This window comes from Spiroplasma chrysopicola DF-1 (assembly GCF_000400935.1).
GTDB lineage: Bacteria > Bacillota_I > Bacilli_A > Mycoplasmatales > Mycoplasmataceae > Spiroplasma > Spiroplasma chrysopicola.
Genome location: NC_021280.1, coordinates 369,326 through 386,947 on the forward strand (window position 1 = coordinate 369,326; position 17,622 = coordinate 386,947).

The 17,622-nt window shown below is 27.5% G+C and carries 16 protein-coding genes and 1 pseudogene; 16 read left to right on the forward strand and 1 reads right to left on the reverse strand.

What is annotated here, in order from left to right; translation table 4 throughout:
• The first annotated feature begins 31 nt into the window (after positions 1-31).
• From SCHRY_RS01705 to SCHRY_RS01715, 3 genes are all read left to right on the forward strand, one after another.
• On the forward strand, positions 32-1,888 hold the full coding sequence (locus tag SCHRY_RS01705) for an ABC transporter permease (RefSeq protein WP_016338748.1): 1,857 nt from the start codon (positions 32-34) through the stop codon (positions 1,886-1,888).
• Positions 1,888-2,883, forward strand: a complete 996-nt coding sequence (locus SCHRY_RS01710) for an ABC transporter ATP-binding protein (RefSeq protein WP_016338749.1) — start codon at positions 1,888-1,890, stop codon at positions 2,881-2,883. Before SCHRY_RS01705 ends, SCHRY_RS01710 begins: the two co-directional genes overlap by 1 nt.
• 167 nt (positions 2,884-3,050) lie before the next feature.
• Positions 3,051-4,649, forward strand: a complete 1,599-nt coding sequence (locus SCHRY_RS01715; RefSeq protein ID WP_016338750.1) for an MATE family efflux transporter — start codon at positions 3,051-3,053, stop codon at positions 4,647-4,649.
• Between the two features lie 14 nt (positions 4,650-4,663).
• Here the strand turns inward: SCHRY_RS01715 and SCHRY_RS01720 are convergent, their stop codons facing one another.
• Positions 4,664-5,770: a GNAT family N-acetyltransferase gene (locus tag SCHRY_RS01720; protein ID WP_016338751.1), complete on the reverse strand. Its 1,107-nt coding sequence runs from the start codon at positions 5,768-5,770 to the stop codon at positions 4,664-4,666.
• 225 nt (positions 5,771-5,995) lie between these two features.
• Between SCHRY_RS01720 and rplU the strand changes: the two are divergent.
• The 13 genes and pseudogenes from rplU to SCHRY_RS01780 form a co-directional block, all read left to right on the forward strand.
• A pseudogene (rplU, locus tag SCHRY_RS05495) lies at positions 5,996-6,289 on the forward strand (50S ribosomal protein L21); the annotation flags it as partial.
• A 278-nt stretch (positions 6,290-6,567) separates the two neighbouring features.
• Entirely contained in the window at positions 6,568-6,882 is a 315-nt protein-coding gene (locus SCHRY_RS01730) for a ribosomal-processing cysteine protease Prp (RefSeq protein ID WP_016338753.1), read from the forward strand.
• 2 nt (positions 6,883-6,884) lie between these two features.
• The gene (gene rpmA, locus SCHRY_RS01735) at positions 6,885-7,169 is read left to right on the forward strand and encodes a 50S ribosomal protein L27 (RefSeq protein WP_041611930.1); all 285 of its coding nucleotides are present in this window, start codon (positions 6,885-6,887) and stop codon (positions 7,167-7,169) included.
• 875 nt (positions 7,170-8,044) lie between these two features.
• Positions 8,045-8,374, forward strand: coding sequence for a hypothetical protein (locus SCHRY_RS01740; RefSeq protein ID WP_144060281.1), 330 nt, complete (start codon positions 8,045-8,047; stop codon positions 8,372-8,374).
• Between the two features lie 97 nt (positions 8,375-8,471).
• Positions 8,472-8,855, forward strand: a complete 384-nt coding sequence (locus SCHRY_RS01745) for a hypothetical protein (protein WP_016338757.1) — start codon at positions 8,472-8,474, stop codon at positions 8,853-8,855.
• A 36-nt stretch (positions 8,856-8,891) separates the two neighbouring features.
• Positions 8,892-9,017 (forward strand): hypothetical protein, encoded by a 126-nt coding sequence (locus tag SCHRY_RS05620; protein ID WP_269077127.1) that lies wholly within the window; start codon positions 8,892-8,894, stop codon positions 9,015-9,017.
• Between the two features lie 732 nt (positions 9,018-9,749).
• Positions 9,750-11,378, forward strand: a complete 1,629-nt coding sequence (locus SCHRY_RS01755; RefSeq protein ID WP_016338758.1) for a spiralin repeat-containing protein — start codon at positions 9,750-9,752, stop codon at positions 11,376-11,378.
• A gap of 120 nt (positions 11,379-11,498) precedes the next feature.
• Positions 11,499-11,696, forward strand: a complete 198-nt coding sequence (locus tag SCHRY_RS01760) for a hypothetical protein (RefSeq protein ID WP_016338759.1) — start codon at positions 11,499-11,501, stop codon at positions 11,694-11,696.
• 218 nt (positions 11,697-11,914) lie between these two features.
• Positions 11,915-12,547 carry a hypothetical protein gene (locus SCHRY_RS05500; RefSeq protein WP_236607998.1) on the forward strand — a complete coding sequence of 211 codons (633 nt, stop codon included), beginning with the start codon at positions 11,915-11,917 and terminating at the stop codon, positions 12,545-12,547.
• 39 nt (positions 12,548-12,586) lie between these two features.
• Complete coding sequence (locus SCHRY_RS05505) at positions 12,587-14,059, forward strand: type IV secretory system conjugative DNA transfer family protein (RefSeq protein ID WP_236607999.1); 1,473 nt, start codon at positions 12,587-12,589, stop codon at positions 14,057-14,059.
• A gap of 204 nt (positions 14,060-14,263) precedes the next feature.
• Complete coding sequence (locus SCHRY_RS01770) at positions 14,264-16,531, forward strand: lipoprotein (RefSeq protein ID WP_016338760.1); 2,268 nt, start codon at positions 14,264-14,266, stop codon at positions 16,529-16,531.
• A gap of 192 nt (positions 16,532-16,723) precedes the next feature.
• The gene (locus SCHRY_RS01775; RefSeq protein ID WP_016338761.1) at positions 16,724-17,179 is read left to right on the forward strand and encodes a lipoprotein; all 456 of its coding nucleotides are present in this window, start codon (positions 16,724-16,726) and stop codon (positions 17,177-17,179) included.
• Between the two features lie 128 nt (positions 17,180-17,307).
• A complete protein-coding gene (locus tag SCHRY_RS01780; RefSeq protein WP_016338762.1) occupies positions 17,308-17,589 on the forward strand; it encodes a CHC2 zinc finger domain-containing protein in 282 nt (93 codons plus the stop codon).
• Positions 17,590-17,622 lie beyond the last annotated feature (33 nt).

Below are 17,622 nucleotides of genomic sequence, written 5' to 3' on the forward strand. Positions count from 1 at the left end.
TATTAATAATTAAAAAAGAGAGGAAATTAAAATGAATCATTCAGTTTTAAAGAACAAAAATCAAAAAACATCAAAGTTCCAAGAAAAACTTAAGAATGCTTTTTCATTAAAAGTTTTTCGTTATAGTTTAATTAAAATGTTAAAGTCACCGTCAACTTATGTCCTTTTAGCAATTACAATGGTCACAAATGCCAATTTAGTTTTAACCTTTACGGGCTTATCAAGAAGTTACGGCATTAATTTAAATGAGGATATAAACCAACAATTATCATTTTATTTGTGGATTTTCTTTATTTTCTATTTTTCTTTTTCAGCAATGTATATAGGTTTTAAATCGGTTCAAATTATTCGGGACGAATTAGATGATGGAACATTATTGATTATGGCATCATTACCAATTACTCGCTTTAAAATGATTTTTGAAAAATGATTATCATTACAAGTAATTTGCTTAAGTTATGCAATTATTGTATTATTTATTCCACCATTATTTGGATATACTACTGGTGAAGTAGGACAGTTATTAACAAATGCGATATATAAGGCCTTGCCATATATGTTTTTAACAGGAATTATTATCCAATTTTTATTATCAAGTGTTGCTATTTTATTATCGTTAATAATTGGTAGCAAAGGGGTAATTGGAGTTCTTTTTATCCTAGGATTTTTATCATTAATTGGTGCCTTGGGTCCTTTTATTTATAATGCTACAAATACGAGTAATCCAAGTTCAAATTTTTTATTATCTACATCTGATTCTGCAAAAAAGAAAATTTCATTAAATAACACAAATAAAAATGTCTTTAAAAATATGACAGATATTCGAGGTTGAGATATTTGAAACCTTAGCAGTAATGGTTTAACAATTAAATTTCCTAACGATAGTAGACCAAACTTTGCCTTAAAATATGATTTAACCAACATTAATGAGGAAACTGAGGCAATTATTGCTAAAAAACCTAATGTTTCATCGGAAGAATATCGAACATATATTTTAGCTAATGCTAGTGATTATCCTTTAATGAATAATCTTGTTAGCAATCATGAATTAACAATAGATAGTGTTAGTTTACCAAAATACATTGGGGGTCAAAATTTTACAATATTAGAAAATGATAATCTGGGAATCAATTTATTATCTGATTTTTATGAAAATGTTAAAACTAAAAAGCCAGTTACTTTATCATGAAAAAATAATGTTATTGGTGATTTAGGAGTTAAAAATTTTGATACAACTAATATTACAACCCCAGAAAACAAAGAAATTTTACAATTAATTAATGAGTGATATCAAAATGAACTTTTTACTCCAAACTCAAAAAACTATTCAGTTAACAATTTAATTGACTTAGATGATTTATCAAAACAAATTACAAAGGAAAATTTGAATGGTTTATTTTACTTAGTAAAAAATTCTTTAACCCCACCATCATCAAGAGAAATTTATTTTAATGATTTATCACTAAATACAATAAATTATTTTACTAATAATCTATTACAAGAAATCTGAACTCCAATCCTAAGTTTTGGCAAAACCAATAATGATATTGACATTGCTAATAAGGAAATTGATAAAATCAAACAACAAGAATTAAGTTATCGCTTAATGGGATACTTAAACATTTGACAACAATGAATGGTAATGTGAACAGGAAACAAAGGTAATAGTGGCTTTTTATTACCATTAAATAATTTTTTAACTTCAGAATTATACCCAGTAAAATATCAAACTGGTAGTGATAGTTTTACAACTTATTCTATTGGTGCTAATTTTGCTGCTCCAGTTGAAATTGTCAATTTACCAGCAATGATTTCAGTTTATACCATTTTTAGTATTGGTATTGCTGGGTTATCGGTGTGATCAATTACTAGAAAGGATTTTGTTTAATGATGAAAGCGTTATTTAAAAAAAAGGTTAATAATATTAACCCTAATCCAACATTAGCAATTGAAATTAAAAATTTTACCAAAAAATTTAAAAAATTTACAGCAGTTGATAACATTAATATTAGCGTTAAAAAAGGGAAAATTCATGGGTTTATTGGTCCTAATGGTAGTGGTAAAACAACAACAATTAAATCTTTAATTGGAGCTATTATTGCAACAAATGGCGAATTTTATATCAATGGTTTAGTGGCAACTTCTGTTGATGCCAAAAAAGCAATTGGTTATATTCCTGAAAATGCCCGTTTTCCTAAGCATTTAAAATCTTTAGAGTATTTAGCTGAAATGGGATATTTACGGGGAATTCCTTATAAAGAGGCCAAAACAAAGGCCCGCAAAATTTTAGTTAGTCTAAATTTAATTAAGTTTAAATCAAAAAATCCTAATACTTTTTCATCAGGGATGAAAAAGAAAATTTTGTTAGCGCAAGCTTTAATGGCTGATCCGGAAGTTTTGATTTTAGATGAGCCAGCTGCTAATTTAGATCCAACGGCCCGCCAAGAATTATTTAATGATTTAATCAAATTACGTGATCAGGGTAAAACAATCTTAATTTGTTCGCATATTTTATCTGAGCTACAAGATATTGCTGATGAAATTACAATTTTAAATTATGGGAAAATCGTATATTATGGCGAAGTTATTAATGCTTCACATAATTACTTTGAATTCACAGTAATGGAGCCAGAAATGTTAACAAAATTGGGACAAGAAATTAAAAAATTGGGTTATGAAATTATTCATCAATTTGCTGATTCTTATGTTATTAAATTAAATGATACTAAAAATGAAATTAAACGAATTGCTTTTGCCGCTTTTGAACAAAAAATTATTTTAATTGGAATTCAACCATACTTTACTAATATTACAAAAATTTATGATGATGTTGTTTTTTCAAATAATAAGAACTTTGGTCAGGCATCAGCCTTAGTTTCATAATAGAAAATATTTTAAAAAATCTTTAAATAATGATTTTTTCCGATATAATAATGGTTGGGAAGATATAAATCAATTTAAAGATTTTTTTATTGATGGTATAAACCATTTTTCAGTATTTATAAAGCAAATACAATAAGATATTTACAACAAAAAGGAGGAGCAAAGTTGTGACAACAGTTTTAACAAAACGTGAACAAACATTACGTTATGAGAAACCTTGAAAAACCATTTTAATTTTTTGTTTGCCAACCGTTTTTTTAATGATTGTGCAAGGGCTATACAATATTTTAGATAAAAGTTTAGCGCAAGTCTTTGCCGCCCCAGATGCGATTCATAATCAATATTATATTGATATGTATAATGAACTAAAGGGCACATTGGTAAATGAAATTCCTTTAGCTGATATGCGCTCATTTATTAATGTTGCAACACAATATGCTTCACAAACATATAATTTACTGTGAGCATTTAGTGTTATGTTTGGGATGGGTTGTGCAATGAATTTTTCAATTGCTTTTGGGAAACGAGATACCCATAAAATGCAGGAGTTATCAGGAAATGCTTTTGCGGTAACAACTTTATTTTCAATTTTAATTTCCTTTATTATTTTTAGTATTGTTTATCCTGGATGAGGAGCAGTTTTTATTACTTCACAAATGGGATCACACTTTAATCCAATTACGCAAGCATTATGTTGAAACTATACAATACCAATGTTATTAGCAACACCAATGATGTTTTTAAGTTATTACTTTATTTCATTAATTCGTAGTGAAGGTCGGATGAAATGAGTAATGGCAATGGTTGTTAGTTCATTAGCAATTAATGCAGGAGTCGCAATTTTCTTTATGCGCGTTGTTCATTTAGAGATGGCTGGAGCAATGCTAGGAACAGTTTTTTCATGAATTGTGCAAGTAATTTGAGGATTTTTCATTGTCTTTAAAACAAAAGATAGTTATGCAAAATTTACCTGAGCTAATTTAGTTAATATTAAATTAAATAATATTTGGCAATTTATGCGGGCAGGATTCCCAAACTTTATTATTAATGGGGCAATTGTTATTACTTCTTATGTTTCAACAATGTTAGTTGTTCAGTTACCAAATCAAGATTTTAATGATGGAGTTTCGGTGCTACAAGAATTGTATTCATCAATGGTACCGTGAATGACGTTGATTTTATCCGCTGGAATTGGAATGACCCAAGGGTCCCGCACAATTTTAGCTTATAATTTTGGGGCGGAAAAATACCAACGGATTTGACAAATTTTAAAACGGGTGAGCATTATTATTATTGCCTGATTTGTTTTAATGTTAATTGTCATCATTTCATTTGGTCAACAAATGATGGAATTATTTGCCTTTCCCCATGAGTATGCCGTGCAATATCGTTGATGAATTGTTATTAACTTTGCAACATATCCATTTTGTGGGTTTACCTATATTGCATTAACCCTGTTCCAAGGAATTAATCGTTCATTCTTAGCGACCCTTACAAGTAGTTTACGAACAGTGATTGTTATTTTACCATTAATTGGAATTGGTTATGCTGTTAGTGTTAAAACTGGTAATCCAATCTTTTTCTATATTTTTATTGGTTTAACTGATCTTTGTTCGGCCGCCATTATTATTCCAATTTTAGCCTACTTTTGGTTTAAATATCAAACAAAACTGGTTGATAAACCAGATAATTATGAGCATGACCAAATTTCTGAGTCACACCATCTTAAAAAAACAAAGAAAAACTTGGCTAACCCGAAAGAATAGGGGACCAAGTTTTTTTATTGTTCACTAATAACAACTCAACGTTCTTTCGCTGAAAAGTGATAACATTTTTTATGATAATTATTAATACTAAAGTTAGGCAAGTTTGTTAAAGTGGTAATGTACTGGGGATCTTCAATTTTTTCTTGGCAGTTTTCACAAACCAAATCATTGACCATTGCTAGTAAACTATCTTTTTTAACAACTTGTAATTTTTTAAGTTTTCCTTTGCTAATTTTTGTCGCAATTTGTTCAAGGTTACTTTTGCTAGTTTTCGTAACATACTCTGTTAAATAAAGTTTGATTGGCCGAAAGCCCATTTTTCGGTAAAGATTATAACCTTGGGGAGTTGCAATTAAACCAACCAAGTCATAACCATGTGAAACAGCGCGATGTAAGAGATGATTAATCATTTTTTTAGCTAGCCCTTGGTGACGAAAATCAGGGTGGGTAGCAATATCATCAATAATAACAAGATCTTTTTCAAAATAAATGTTTCCTGTTACTGCTGGCTGGTCATTTTTATATAGCAAATCAATTTCGGCAATATCATCATCTTTATTTAATTTTAATAGGGTTTTATAAAATAAATAATCTCAACTTTTTGGCCCCAAAGCAGCTTTAAGAATACTACTAAAGTCATTTAATCGTTTTTTATTATTAACGCGACGAAACTTAATTGTCTGGTCTTCAACTTTTTTTTGTTGTTTTTTTCATTTTTTAACATCCATAATCATTCCAATTAAGTTGTCATTTTGAACTAACCCAATTGATTCAAAAAACTGATTTTCTTGAATATCAATTTTATCCCCAATTGTATATCAAATAAAATCAAGGTCATTATCAACATAATCTTGGACTAATTCTTTAACCCGTTCGGCATCTTCTTGATAATCTAACTGGGTACTAATTGCAATTGTATATTTTGCCCCTTCGTCACTAATAATATCGGACATATAGATTTCATTTTCATGGTCAATTAACTCATTTTTTAAAGTTTGATCAATAAATGGATTAGTTATATATCGCACAAAATTTTGGGCCAATTGTGTTGCTTCAACTGCCCCTTTAAATTTAAACATCCGTTTAACTTTGTAATTTAACCGGTATTTTTTCCGCCTCATACTTGTTTGCTTCTCCCATGCTACTTTATATGTTTTATTATAGCCCAATCTAATCTGATTTGGTGAAAAAATAAAAAAAATAAATATCTTGTTGTATTTTAACGAGATATCGTTATAATTAATTATGGTTGTTTCAGTTTCAACCGCTCTTTGACTTTTAAGTACCAAAAGGATTTGTAACACTAATCTACTTACTAGGCGAGTATAAACTGGAGGTGTAAATAAATGTTTGCAATTATTAAAACTGGTGGAAAACAAATTAAAGTATCACAAGGTGATGAAATTTTTGTAGAAATGTTAACAGGTGTTGAAGGAGATAAAGTTCGTTTTGACGAGGTCCTAATGATTGATAGTAAAATTGGTTCGCCAACAATTAAAGGGGCTGCTGTAACGGGGGTTATTATGAAACAAGGAAAACAAAAGAAAATTGTTGTCTTTCATTATAAACCAAAGAAAAATGTTCATAAAAAATATGGACATCGTCAGCCATATACAAAGGTTAAAATCGAAGAAATTTCTTTAACAGGAGCTAGTGCAAGTAAAGCAGCACCAGCAGCAAGTCCTGCCCCAGCAGCCCCAAAAGCTGCTCCGACTGTGAAACCTGCTGCTGTGGTAAAACCGGTGGGAGAAAAAGTAACAGCAGTTAAACCAGCAACTGAGCCAAAACCAGCGGGAGCTAAACCGGCAGCGCCAAAAACAACAACTACAACAGCAAAACCAAAATCACCAAGTACTACAGCTGCAAAAACAGTAGCAACTAAAAAACCAGCAGAAAACAAAAATACAGATAAATAAAGATGATAAAGATTAATTTTATAAAAACTGAAAATAAAATTAAAAAAGTCGAAATTACGGGCCATGCGTTACAAGCAGAATCAGGAAAAGATCTTGTTTGTGCCGCTGTTACAGCAATTTCAACAGGAACTTTAAATGCAATTGATCAAATCAAAGAACATAGTTGTAATTTTACAATTGATGATGGGTTAATTGTGATTGAAGTATTTAGCGATGATGATATCTTGCAGATAATCTTACAAACAATGTATTATCAATTGTTAACGATATATCAACAATATCAAACGTATATCCAACTAAAGGAGGTCGAACAATAATGATGAAATTTTTATTAGGATTGCAATTATTTGCTTCTAAAAAAGGAGTTGGGTCAACTAAAAATGGTCGTGACTCACATTCAAAACGTTTAGGAGCAAAAAGAGCAGATGGTCAAGCAATTCATGCTGGCTCAATTATTTACCGTCAACGTGGAACAAAAGTTCACCCAGGGGTAAATGTTGGACGTGGTGGAGATGACACATTATTTGCTTTAATTGATGGGGTTGTTAAATTTGAAAAATTTGGAAAAAATAAAACAAAAGCATCAGTATATCCAAAAAACTAAGATAATTATTTAAGTGAACAATAACTTTAAAAGTTATTGTTTTTTTAATAATTAAAAATTAGTTATAATATTTTATTTAAACTCGCTCATTTACTTATTTTTTCTTTGATAAAAAAGCAATTTTGCTAAATAAAATAAGTATTGTTAAAAATGTACTAAAATAATTTCAAGATTTGTATGTAGTTTTAAAAACTTATTTAGAATTTAAGATTTTAAAATATGTTGCAAAAATATAATTCAATCTAAATCTTTGTTCGACCGAATAAAAAAAGGGTTGTTGTAAAACCCATATTTTATAAGCATTCTAGAAGACTGAATAATTTCAGTCTTTTTTACTGCTTAAATCGTATATATACATAATTCTTGGGATTATCTATGGCATAAAAGTATCAGTATGTTCCTACTGACATAACTCCTTTCTGAATTGAGTCCATTAGAAAATTATAATAATGTGGTTAGTCTCAAGAATTATGTATATATATTAAGAATGGAAGGATACAAGGAACATTACTTTTTAAGTATATCAAAACAAAATTAAATTTAATTATATACATGTGTCAAAAAGTCAAATTTTATGAGCGCAATTTCAAAATTAAACATATCAAGCTTTAAAAATTAGGACGAAAAGAGTGTCTAATTATGAAAAGTGTTTTTTATTGCTTAAATTTTGATTTTTTTATTAATCTGGTACATCAGTGATTAAAATAAAGATTTAAAGTTGATTAAAAAACAGTGAGTGGGTGCTGCTGAAAAAATCAGTGATTCCAATCAGTGACAACAACTAGGAAGGAAGTAGTAAAAATGAAAATTAATAATTTACCAATAGGAACTTATGAAAACTTATTTTATGACGAAACTGGAAGACGTAAAAAAGCATGAAATTTAAAATATTCTGATGAGTTTATTATGAAATGTTTAAAAGAAATATATGTATAGATGATGATTTTAGTGCTACTGATATATCAAAAAAATATGAAATTCCTATTGGAACAATTTGACGCTGGGTTAATCTTTATAAATATCGTGGTAGTTATAGATATGATCGTGAAGGAGGAATTTGTGATCAGTTAGAACCACTAATTAAACCTTATTTTAGAATGCCTTTAAATGTTAATTTACAAAATTATAATAAAGCAGAACAAATAAGAACGTTACATTCAAAAGAATTATCATATGATGATATAATAAGAGAATTAAATTTATAATCAACGGGTATTGTTAGTTATTATGTGAAAAACTTGATTTACCAAGACGAAAAATAGTTTTTGGCCCAAATCATATTTGATAAGGAAAAAACAGATAATGTCAAAAAATATTGTTAATTTATATGTATTAAATTCACAAATTTATCATCGTTTACAAAATAAACAGGGTAGAGTAATTGGTTATTTCATAAATAATCCTTGTGTTAATCTGGAAGTATTTTATGTTAAAGAAAATTGAGTTTTTAATGACGAGGGATTTGCTAACTGTTTAACGGTTGGTATTAGCAAGACAGATTTGTATCCAATTTTTTTAAAAAAAGATTTGCAAAATTTAAAAGATTACAAACCAGGTAGTGAGATTATTAATAATTTCATTAATTGAAATAGTAAAAAACAAAACTCATTTGATGAGTTTAATCAGATGTATCAAAAAAAGAACAATTCAGTTAATAATGCGAACATAGATACGAACAGTTATTAAAAGATTTAGAAAGTTTATAGGAAGGAACATACTATTTTGGAACAAATTAAAAAACAAATTTTTTTAAATAAAAGATATTTAGTTAAATGAATTGAAAAGAAAACAGCATTTGCTGTTCAAGCACCAATCAATCCAAGAGCTGTTATTTGATGATCAAGATAATGATTTCAAATCAGCAACAAATGATCTTGTGGTAGTGAAAATTCATGTTTAGGCGTTGGTGAAAATAACTCAGGACATATTTATTGCCCGACAGGATACTTTGCTACAGCCTGTATTTTTAACAGAGACTATGAACAAATAGTTTATGGAGAAAAAGGAGTTGAAGAAATTATTTCGATAAGTGGGAAAAAACTTTTCAAAGCATTTGAAGAAATGAAAAAGAATAATTCTAAACTATATCTACAACAGGCAATGCAATTACAGCATTCATTAGCTAACAAAGAGAACAATTATTTAAATTTAGGAAGGTTAGATTATTAGTCTATCAATTAGAATCAGGAGGTGAAATTATGATTAAAGTAATTTGTTTAGAGAAAAACTGCAATTATTTTGTGGTTATAAATTTAAAATTATTAAAGATTATTATGTGGAGTTGTAAAATAAATAAATTTTTAAAATAGTTAGTAATGTTAATTATTATAAACTATAAATTAATCTTATTTTTCGTAATAAATTAAAATAGATTATATATAGCCATTATAAAAAATGGGATTAAAATAACTATACTCTATAATAAATTTTGATAATTTTGGAAAATTTAAAATTAATTTTGCAAAATTTTTCTTTTTCTTTTTTTTTTCTTTTTCTTTTGAAAAAAAAAAAAAAAAAGCATTCTTTAAAATTATATAATTTTTATAGCTTATTTTTAAGCAACAGAAAGAAGGATATATTATGAAAAAATTATTAGCAATATTAGGAGCTCTTGGTTTAACAACTACTGGGGCAACTGCAGTTGTCGCATGCAAATCTTCTAATTCTAATACTCCAACTGTTTCAAAAAAAAGTATTTCCGATGTTAATGTAGAAGACCCACAAACAATAGCAGATGATACTAAGACATATGCTGATTTAAATAAAGATAAAACAATTATTAATTTAGTAATTGATGCGATTAATAAGGTCTTAGGCTTAACAAGAAACCAAGTAACTAGTGCTGATTTTGAATTAACAAATGCCCAAACAGGAACAGACAAACAAGCGGCTGGAACCGCAGTTGAATTTATAGTTACAGCAAAAGATAGTTCATCTATAATTAAAGATAATTTTAAATTTATAAATACTTTAGCAGCACCTGCCAAAAAAAGTATTTCCGATGTTAATGTAGAAGACCCACAAACAGTAGCAGATGATACTAAGACATATGCTGATTTAAATAAAGATAAAACAATTATTAATTTAGTAATTGATGCGATTAATAAGGCCTTAGGCTTAACAAGAAACCAAGTAACTAGTGCTGATTTTGAATTAACAAATGCCCAAACAGGAACAGACAAACAAGTGGCTGGAACCGCAGTTGAATTTATAGTTACAGCAAAAGATAGTTCATCTATAATTAAAGATAATTTTAAATTTATAAATACTTTAGCAGCACCTGCCAAAAAAAGTATTTCCGATGTTAATGTAGAAGACCCACAAACAGTAGCAGATGATACTAAGACATATGCTGATTTAAATGCTGATCAAACAATTATTAATTTAGTAATTGATGCGATTAATAAGGCCTTAGGCTTAACAAGAAACCAAGTAACTAGTGCTGATTTTGAATTAACAAATGCCCAAACAGGAACAGACAAACAAGTGGCTGGAACCGCAGTTGAATTTATAGTTACAGCAAAAGATAGTTCATCTATAATTAAAGATAATTTTAAATTTATAGATACTTTAGCAGCACCTGCTAAAAAAAGTATTTCCGATGTTAATGTAGAAGACCCACAAACAGTAGCAGATGATACTAAGACATATGCTGATTTAAATGCTGATCAAACAATTATTAATTTAGTAATTGATGCGATTAATAAGGCCTTAGGCTTAACAAGAAACCAAGTAACTAGTGCTGATTTTGAATTAACAAATGCCCAAACAGGAACAGACAAACAAGTGGCTGGAACCGCAGTTGAATTTATAGTTACAGCAAAAGATAGTTCATCTATAATTAAAGATAATTTTAAATTTATAGATACTTTAGCAGCACCTGCTAAAAAAAGTATTTCCGATGTTAATGTAGAAGACCCACAAACAGTAGCAGATGATACTAAGACATATGCTGATTTAAATGCTGATCAAACAATTATTAATTTAGTAATTGATGCGATTAATAAGGCCTTAGGCTTAACAAGAAACCAAGTAACTAGTGCTGATTTTGAATTAACAAATACCCAAACAGGAACAGACAAACAAGTGGCTGGAACCGCAGTTGAATTTATAGTTACAGCAAAAGATAGTTCATCTATAATTAAAGATAATTTTAAATTTATAGATACTTTAGCAGCACCTGCCAAAAAAGTATTCTTAATAAATTAGTCTAATTTTTATAGTATAATAATTATGTAGATGACTAAATGACACATGCTACGATTTTTATCGTATGCATGTGTTTTTTTATTTGGTAAAGAACAAATTTGAATGAAAGGATATTAATATATGATGTATCAAACAACAATGTCGGCATTGATGTTTTTATCAATAGTTTTAGTAATTTATGAAATTATTGTTTTTGTTAAATGAAATAAATACTGCCAAAAAATCTGATCAAAATACTTTCAAAAATGAATTAATAGTAAACCTGAATTAAAAAAAATAAATTCAAAAGTTAGATGAAGAACAAATTTACAAAGTTAAAAGAGAAATAAAAATTAGATTAATTTTTAATTTGATAGTATTAGTAATTGCGATAATTGGAGTTATAGTTTTTGGAGTGTTAAGTTTCAATGGATAATCAAGAAAAAAAGAAATTTTGGAATAAACCTAGAAAAGATTTTTTGATTAATTCCATTGTAATTTTTCCCTTTGTAATATTAATTGGAGTAATAATTATTCCATTTTTGAAAATATTAAAGATGGAAGGATTTAAATTACTCAAATATTTTGATTTTTTATGATCGTTTATTAGAATAAATCCGATTTTTATAACTTTATTATGTTTAATTTTACCCACTATTTTTTGAATTATTACTTTTACGATTATTTTATTTAAAAAGGAATTAGAAAAAGTTTATATTAAAGAAACCAATTCAATTGAATATGGTGCGGCAAAGTGGATTGTTAATGAATTAAAAGAAAAGGAAAAAATAGAATCGTTCAATGAACTATATCCTAATCATAGTCTTACAAATTCAGAGCAACCTGGTTGAGAAACAAGATTTATTAAAAACAAAAATGAGTTAGTTTTTAACATTCGAGATAATACGCATGCCGTTTGTTTAGGAGCAAGAAATTCCGGAAAGTTTCAAAAAATCGTAATGCTTTCAACAATTTATAATGCAAATTTGGCTTCTAAAAAACAACCGTGTATGATTTTTACTGATCCAAAAGGGGAATTATATCAAAATCTTTCTAAACCATTGCAAGAAAAGGGTTATGAATTTTTAACTCTGAATTTGAGAGATGCAAAATTATCATCATCTTGGAACCCGTTAGCTATTGTATTCAAATATTATTATGATTCAGTTACAATACACCAAGAAATTTAAATAGTAAAATTAAATAACTTAGAAGAGTTAAAAGAAAAATTGAAAGATATTAAGTGTTATGATCATGAAGAAAGTTTTTGTTATGATTGTTTAAATTTATTAAAAGAAAAGGGTCAAATCGCTCTGTTTGAAAAGATGTGATTTAAAAAAGTAAGCAAAGCAGAGTTGCTTTGTGAAACAATGAAACGAGAATTAAAATCTTTTGCTATTGAAGAAATTAATGATTTAGTTTTAACAATTTGACCGTTAAAAGGCAGCGATAATGATCACTTTTCTACAATGGCCGGAAGCATTGCTAAATGCTTGATGTTAGGAATGTTAGAAATATTGGATAAAGACCCCAATGAATTGACATTAGAAATGTTTAATTTACCAACTATTGGAATTTTAGCCGCTGACCGCCAAAAAATGAAACAATGGCATAATTCCTTATCTTTAAAATCAATGGCCCGAATAGTAGGCTCAAATGCATTAAAAACAGGAGATAAAGAACTGGGTTCTATTCTTTCAACTTTAGATCGAGGCTTACAAATTTATCAAGATATCAGAATTCATACTATTGTCTGTAAAAATGATATTAATTTATTTACATTTACTGATAAACCAAAAGCTTTGTTTTTAATTGTACCTGATGAAAAAACTAACCACCATATTCTGGCCAGTTTATTTGTTTCGCAGTTGTACAAAGCAAATGTTTTAGTTGCAAATTCACAATCTGATAAACGTTTGCCAAGAGACATCCAATTATATTTAGATGAATTTGGGAACATGCCAATGATTCCAAACTTTCAAGGATTCGTAACGGTTGCTCGTAGCCGGGGAATGTTTTTCTTACTTATTCTACAAGATTTTTTACAATTAGATCAAAAATATGGCAAAGAAAATGGGGGAATTATTCGTTCTAACTGTAACTTAAACATTTATATTCAAACAAATGATACACAAACAGCCGAAATGTATTCAAAAATGCTGGGGGACCAAACAGTAGAAGTTGTTAGTTACACAACTAGTCGCGATCCAAAAACAAAGAAAATTATTAAAAATCCCCCACAAACAAGGTTAGAAGGAATGCCATTAATTAAAGCCGGGGATTTAATGAAACTTAAAAACCCTTATGGAATAATATTTAGTTCCAAAGAAAACCCCGGATTAGTTTATATGGAATCAGCCTGAAAATTTGCGAAGGAATTTAATTTAGGAAAAGAGCGAAAAGAAAAAGAAATCAATACTGTTGATTTCTTGAATGATTACTTCTTTAATTTATTTTCATATGTTCCCGGTAAAAACAATATTGATGTTGATATTTTGGTAAAACAAGAAACCGAAAGAGAAATTTCTCAAAACAAAGACAAAGAAAATTTACCAAATATTACAAGTTTACTGGCTAAAGCACCAAGTGAAAGAACACCAGAAGAACGTGAAATTGTCGCCAAATATCGCAACATTCAAACCAAAATAAACAAGGAAGAGAACAAAAATTTAATAAATAAAAGTAAGCAAGATTTGAAATAAAATCTTGTTTTTATGTGTAAAATAATTAAAAATTTAATAACTTTTAAACAATATAATTTATCAAACTTTTTCATTTTTTTTTTTTTTTTAAACAACTTTGACAAAATAAAAATATTTTATCTCTTTTTATTTATAATAATTATATCTCACAAAGGCAACATAAGTTTGTTTGAGATAATTTACGGAAAAAAGGAGAGTAGTAACATGAAAAAATTATTAACAATTTTGAGTGTATTAACAATTACTACAACAGGGGCAAGTTCTGTTGTAGCATGTAGTGGTAAAGGACATGTGACTGATAATAAGAAAGAAGTTAGTCAAAAAATAAAAGAAGTTTTAAAAAAATATACTAAAGATAAACCTTTTAAATTAAGCCGAGAAGAAGGAAATAAAAAAGATCGCTTAATAAAAGAATTAAAAGCAACTTTAAGTTTAGGAAGCAATAGTAATATTGAAGTTTTGGACCAAGATTATCAGGAATCTAATCTTAAAGAAATTAACGATCAAAATGAAAAAGTTAAAGTTGAACCCGGGGTCGCAATGATCATTATTAAAATTAATAATAAAGAAGTTTATAAAGATAAAATATTTTGAACTACTTTGCAGAATGGAATTGTTCAAGAGGGTCTAGAACAGTTTAAAACAATGCAAGGTGAATTAGGAGGTATGGTAGTAAAACAAACAGGGAAAGTTACGAAAAAAATTAGTGATATTGATGAAAACGATATTGAAAATTCCTTTAAAGCAAGGTTTAATAAAACTTTAAATTTCAAAGTTAATAAAATTACTTACCGACCAAGTTTACGATCTTTAAAAAATAGAACTTTAGATGATAAAACAATTAATTATGGAACAATCAATCTTGAGTGTTGAATAAATACAGAAAAATCAAAAACAATCATTTATGATGGAACAATTAATTGAGTATCAGAATCAATTACTGATATTGTTAATGCTAATGATATTTTAAATAAAAAAGGAACAAGTTCAAATATTACTAATGTTGATTTACCATTTTCACTTCCAGTTTTTGGTACTATGACATTTGGAGGAATAACTGAGAAAATTTTACCAGCTCTACGATTACTAGGAGGAGTTAAAGAAAAAGTTGCTAAAGTTTATGAGTCAATTGGAAATCCAACTTTTGAAAAAAATTGAAAAGAATTCTTAGATTGAATTATATTATTATTATCAAAAAAGGATGAATCAGCAAAAGAAATATTAAATAAAAATGTAAATGATTGTTTACCTGATGATGCAAAAAAACTAATTGATATTAGTGGAACAGTTGGTGATTTATTAACAAATATGGCCCCAAGTTTAGTTAGTTTATTACATTGAGTATTAAATCATGATTTTGAAACTAATAATTTTATTTTAGAGTTATTGCAGTATCTACTTTCCAGTGTTGATCAAAATGTCCAAATTGGAATTAAAAAAACCTGAGGAGAAGATAGTTTATTATATAAAAATACTAAAACTAATTTAGATAGTTTAATTTATGAGTTATTAGTTGGTTACAAAGAAGGATCATCTGTTAAGATTATGATACTAGAACCACATATTTCTTTTTTTCCTGGTGTTATTCCTAAAGAACCTACAAAATATAATTTTAGTAATCCTGATTATCTATTTTCTGATAATGATAGATATAATGAAATTTTAGAAACAATTAAAAAATTAGAAAGTGAAAAAAAGACTTTATCTAAAACAATTTCAGATAAAACAGAAGAGTATGTCAATAATGATAGTAATTATATTGAAATAAAGACTAAAATTTCAGAATTTGACCAGGAACTAAAAAATCTAAAGGAAAATGATCCTAAATATAAAAATGTAAGGAATGAAATTAGAAAACTAAAATTAGAACTATTTAAAAGAAAAGCGCAGTTGGGCAGTATTTTTTCTGAAACATCTGAAGTTTTAGAAATTCAGTCAAAAATTAGTATTATAGAAGACAATATTAGTAAAAAAGAGGATTTATTACCATCTTTTATTGGATTTAATGTAACTAAAATAATGACATCTATTTTAAATAAACTAAGTAATTTTAATCCTGATGGAGAAAATATATTTGAAATAATTGATAGAAATGTTCTGGCAAATATTTCTTTATCATCTACATTAACGTTAGCTTCAGAATTTGTAATTAGTCCATTATTATGGAATAAAATAGGGAATGACATTTTTTCTTCATTGGGAGTAAAACCATCGAAAGAAATTAAAGTAAGATTAACATCTGGTAATGCAAAAATAATGCTAAAAAATAAGAATGGGGTTTGAGAAGATTTAAAAGATATGTTTAATGGAAAAGCAAACCCTGATTTAAGTCAATTTATGACAGCTAAAGACTTTAAGATTCATTTAAGTAATTTACAATTTGAATTAAATTCAACTGTTGATGAAGATATTTCTTTAACTACCTCAGATAATTTATCATTTGATATTGTTTTTTCTGATCAAAAAAATTAATAGTTTAATTTGCTGTTAATAGAATAAATTAGTAACATAAAAACAAGATTTTATTTCAAATCTCGTTTTTATGTTTAAACTATTTTTATGTATGTAATTAATAAAATAAAAATATAATATAATTTATTACAAATATTTTATCAATTATTTGGTAGTGAGTGGTAGGGTAATTATGTAGGAAAGGTGTTTAATATGAAAAAGTTATTATGATTTTTTACAGCTATTGGAATTATTACAACATCTTCAACTGTAGTTGCATGTGGGTCACCCATAGACCCACTAAAAGGGCACTATTTTGTAGATAGAAATAAAGTTTTATTTAATAAGTATGAATTTCAATTGGATGAAGACTGTATTTATGCAACACTAATTTTAGGAATGCCACCAGGTAGAGTACCACCAATAACAGCATTTAATTCCTATTTCAAAATAAATAATGATAAATTTATTCATTATTTAAAAGTTAACGAAGAATTGCCTGTTCAAGATAAATATGATAATTTGGTTTATCATTTTACAATAGTTCGAAATTTTGACGAAACAGAACCTCTTGAAAAAAAATTAGAATGTACTTTTAGTTTTGAATTAAATAATGAGTTTTTTACTTGAAATAATCTTAAGACTAAAATAACTATTTTGCCCAAATAAAATTTAGAAAATTAAAGATTTTTGTTATATAGTATTGTGTAGATAGCTAATGACACATGCTACGATTTTTATCGTATGCATGTGTTCTTTTATTTGGTAAAAGATAAATTTAATAAAGGTAAATAAATATGTTAGAAGTATTTCGTGATTATTTAAAATTATCGAAAAGAGGGCGAAATTATGTTGCAATTTGTCCTTTTCATAGTGATTCACATCCTAGTTTATCAGTATCGGTAGAAAAACAAGTTTGGCGTTGTTTTGTGTGCAATGTTGAGGGATTAGTTGAATATTTTGTTGCTAAGATTGAAAATCTTTCAATTAATGAAGCTAAGCAATTAATTGCAACGAAATATAATTTAGATCAGCAGCAGGTAATTATACAACCAAAATTCATTACGTTATTTTTTTAAATACCATTATTGAAAGTAAAAAAGGGAAAAATA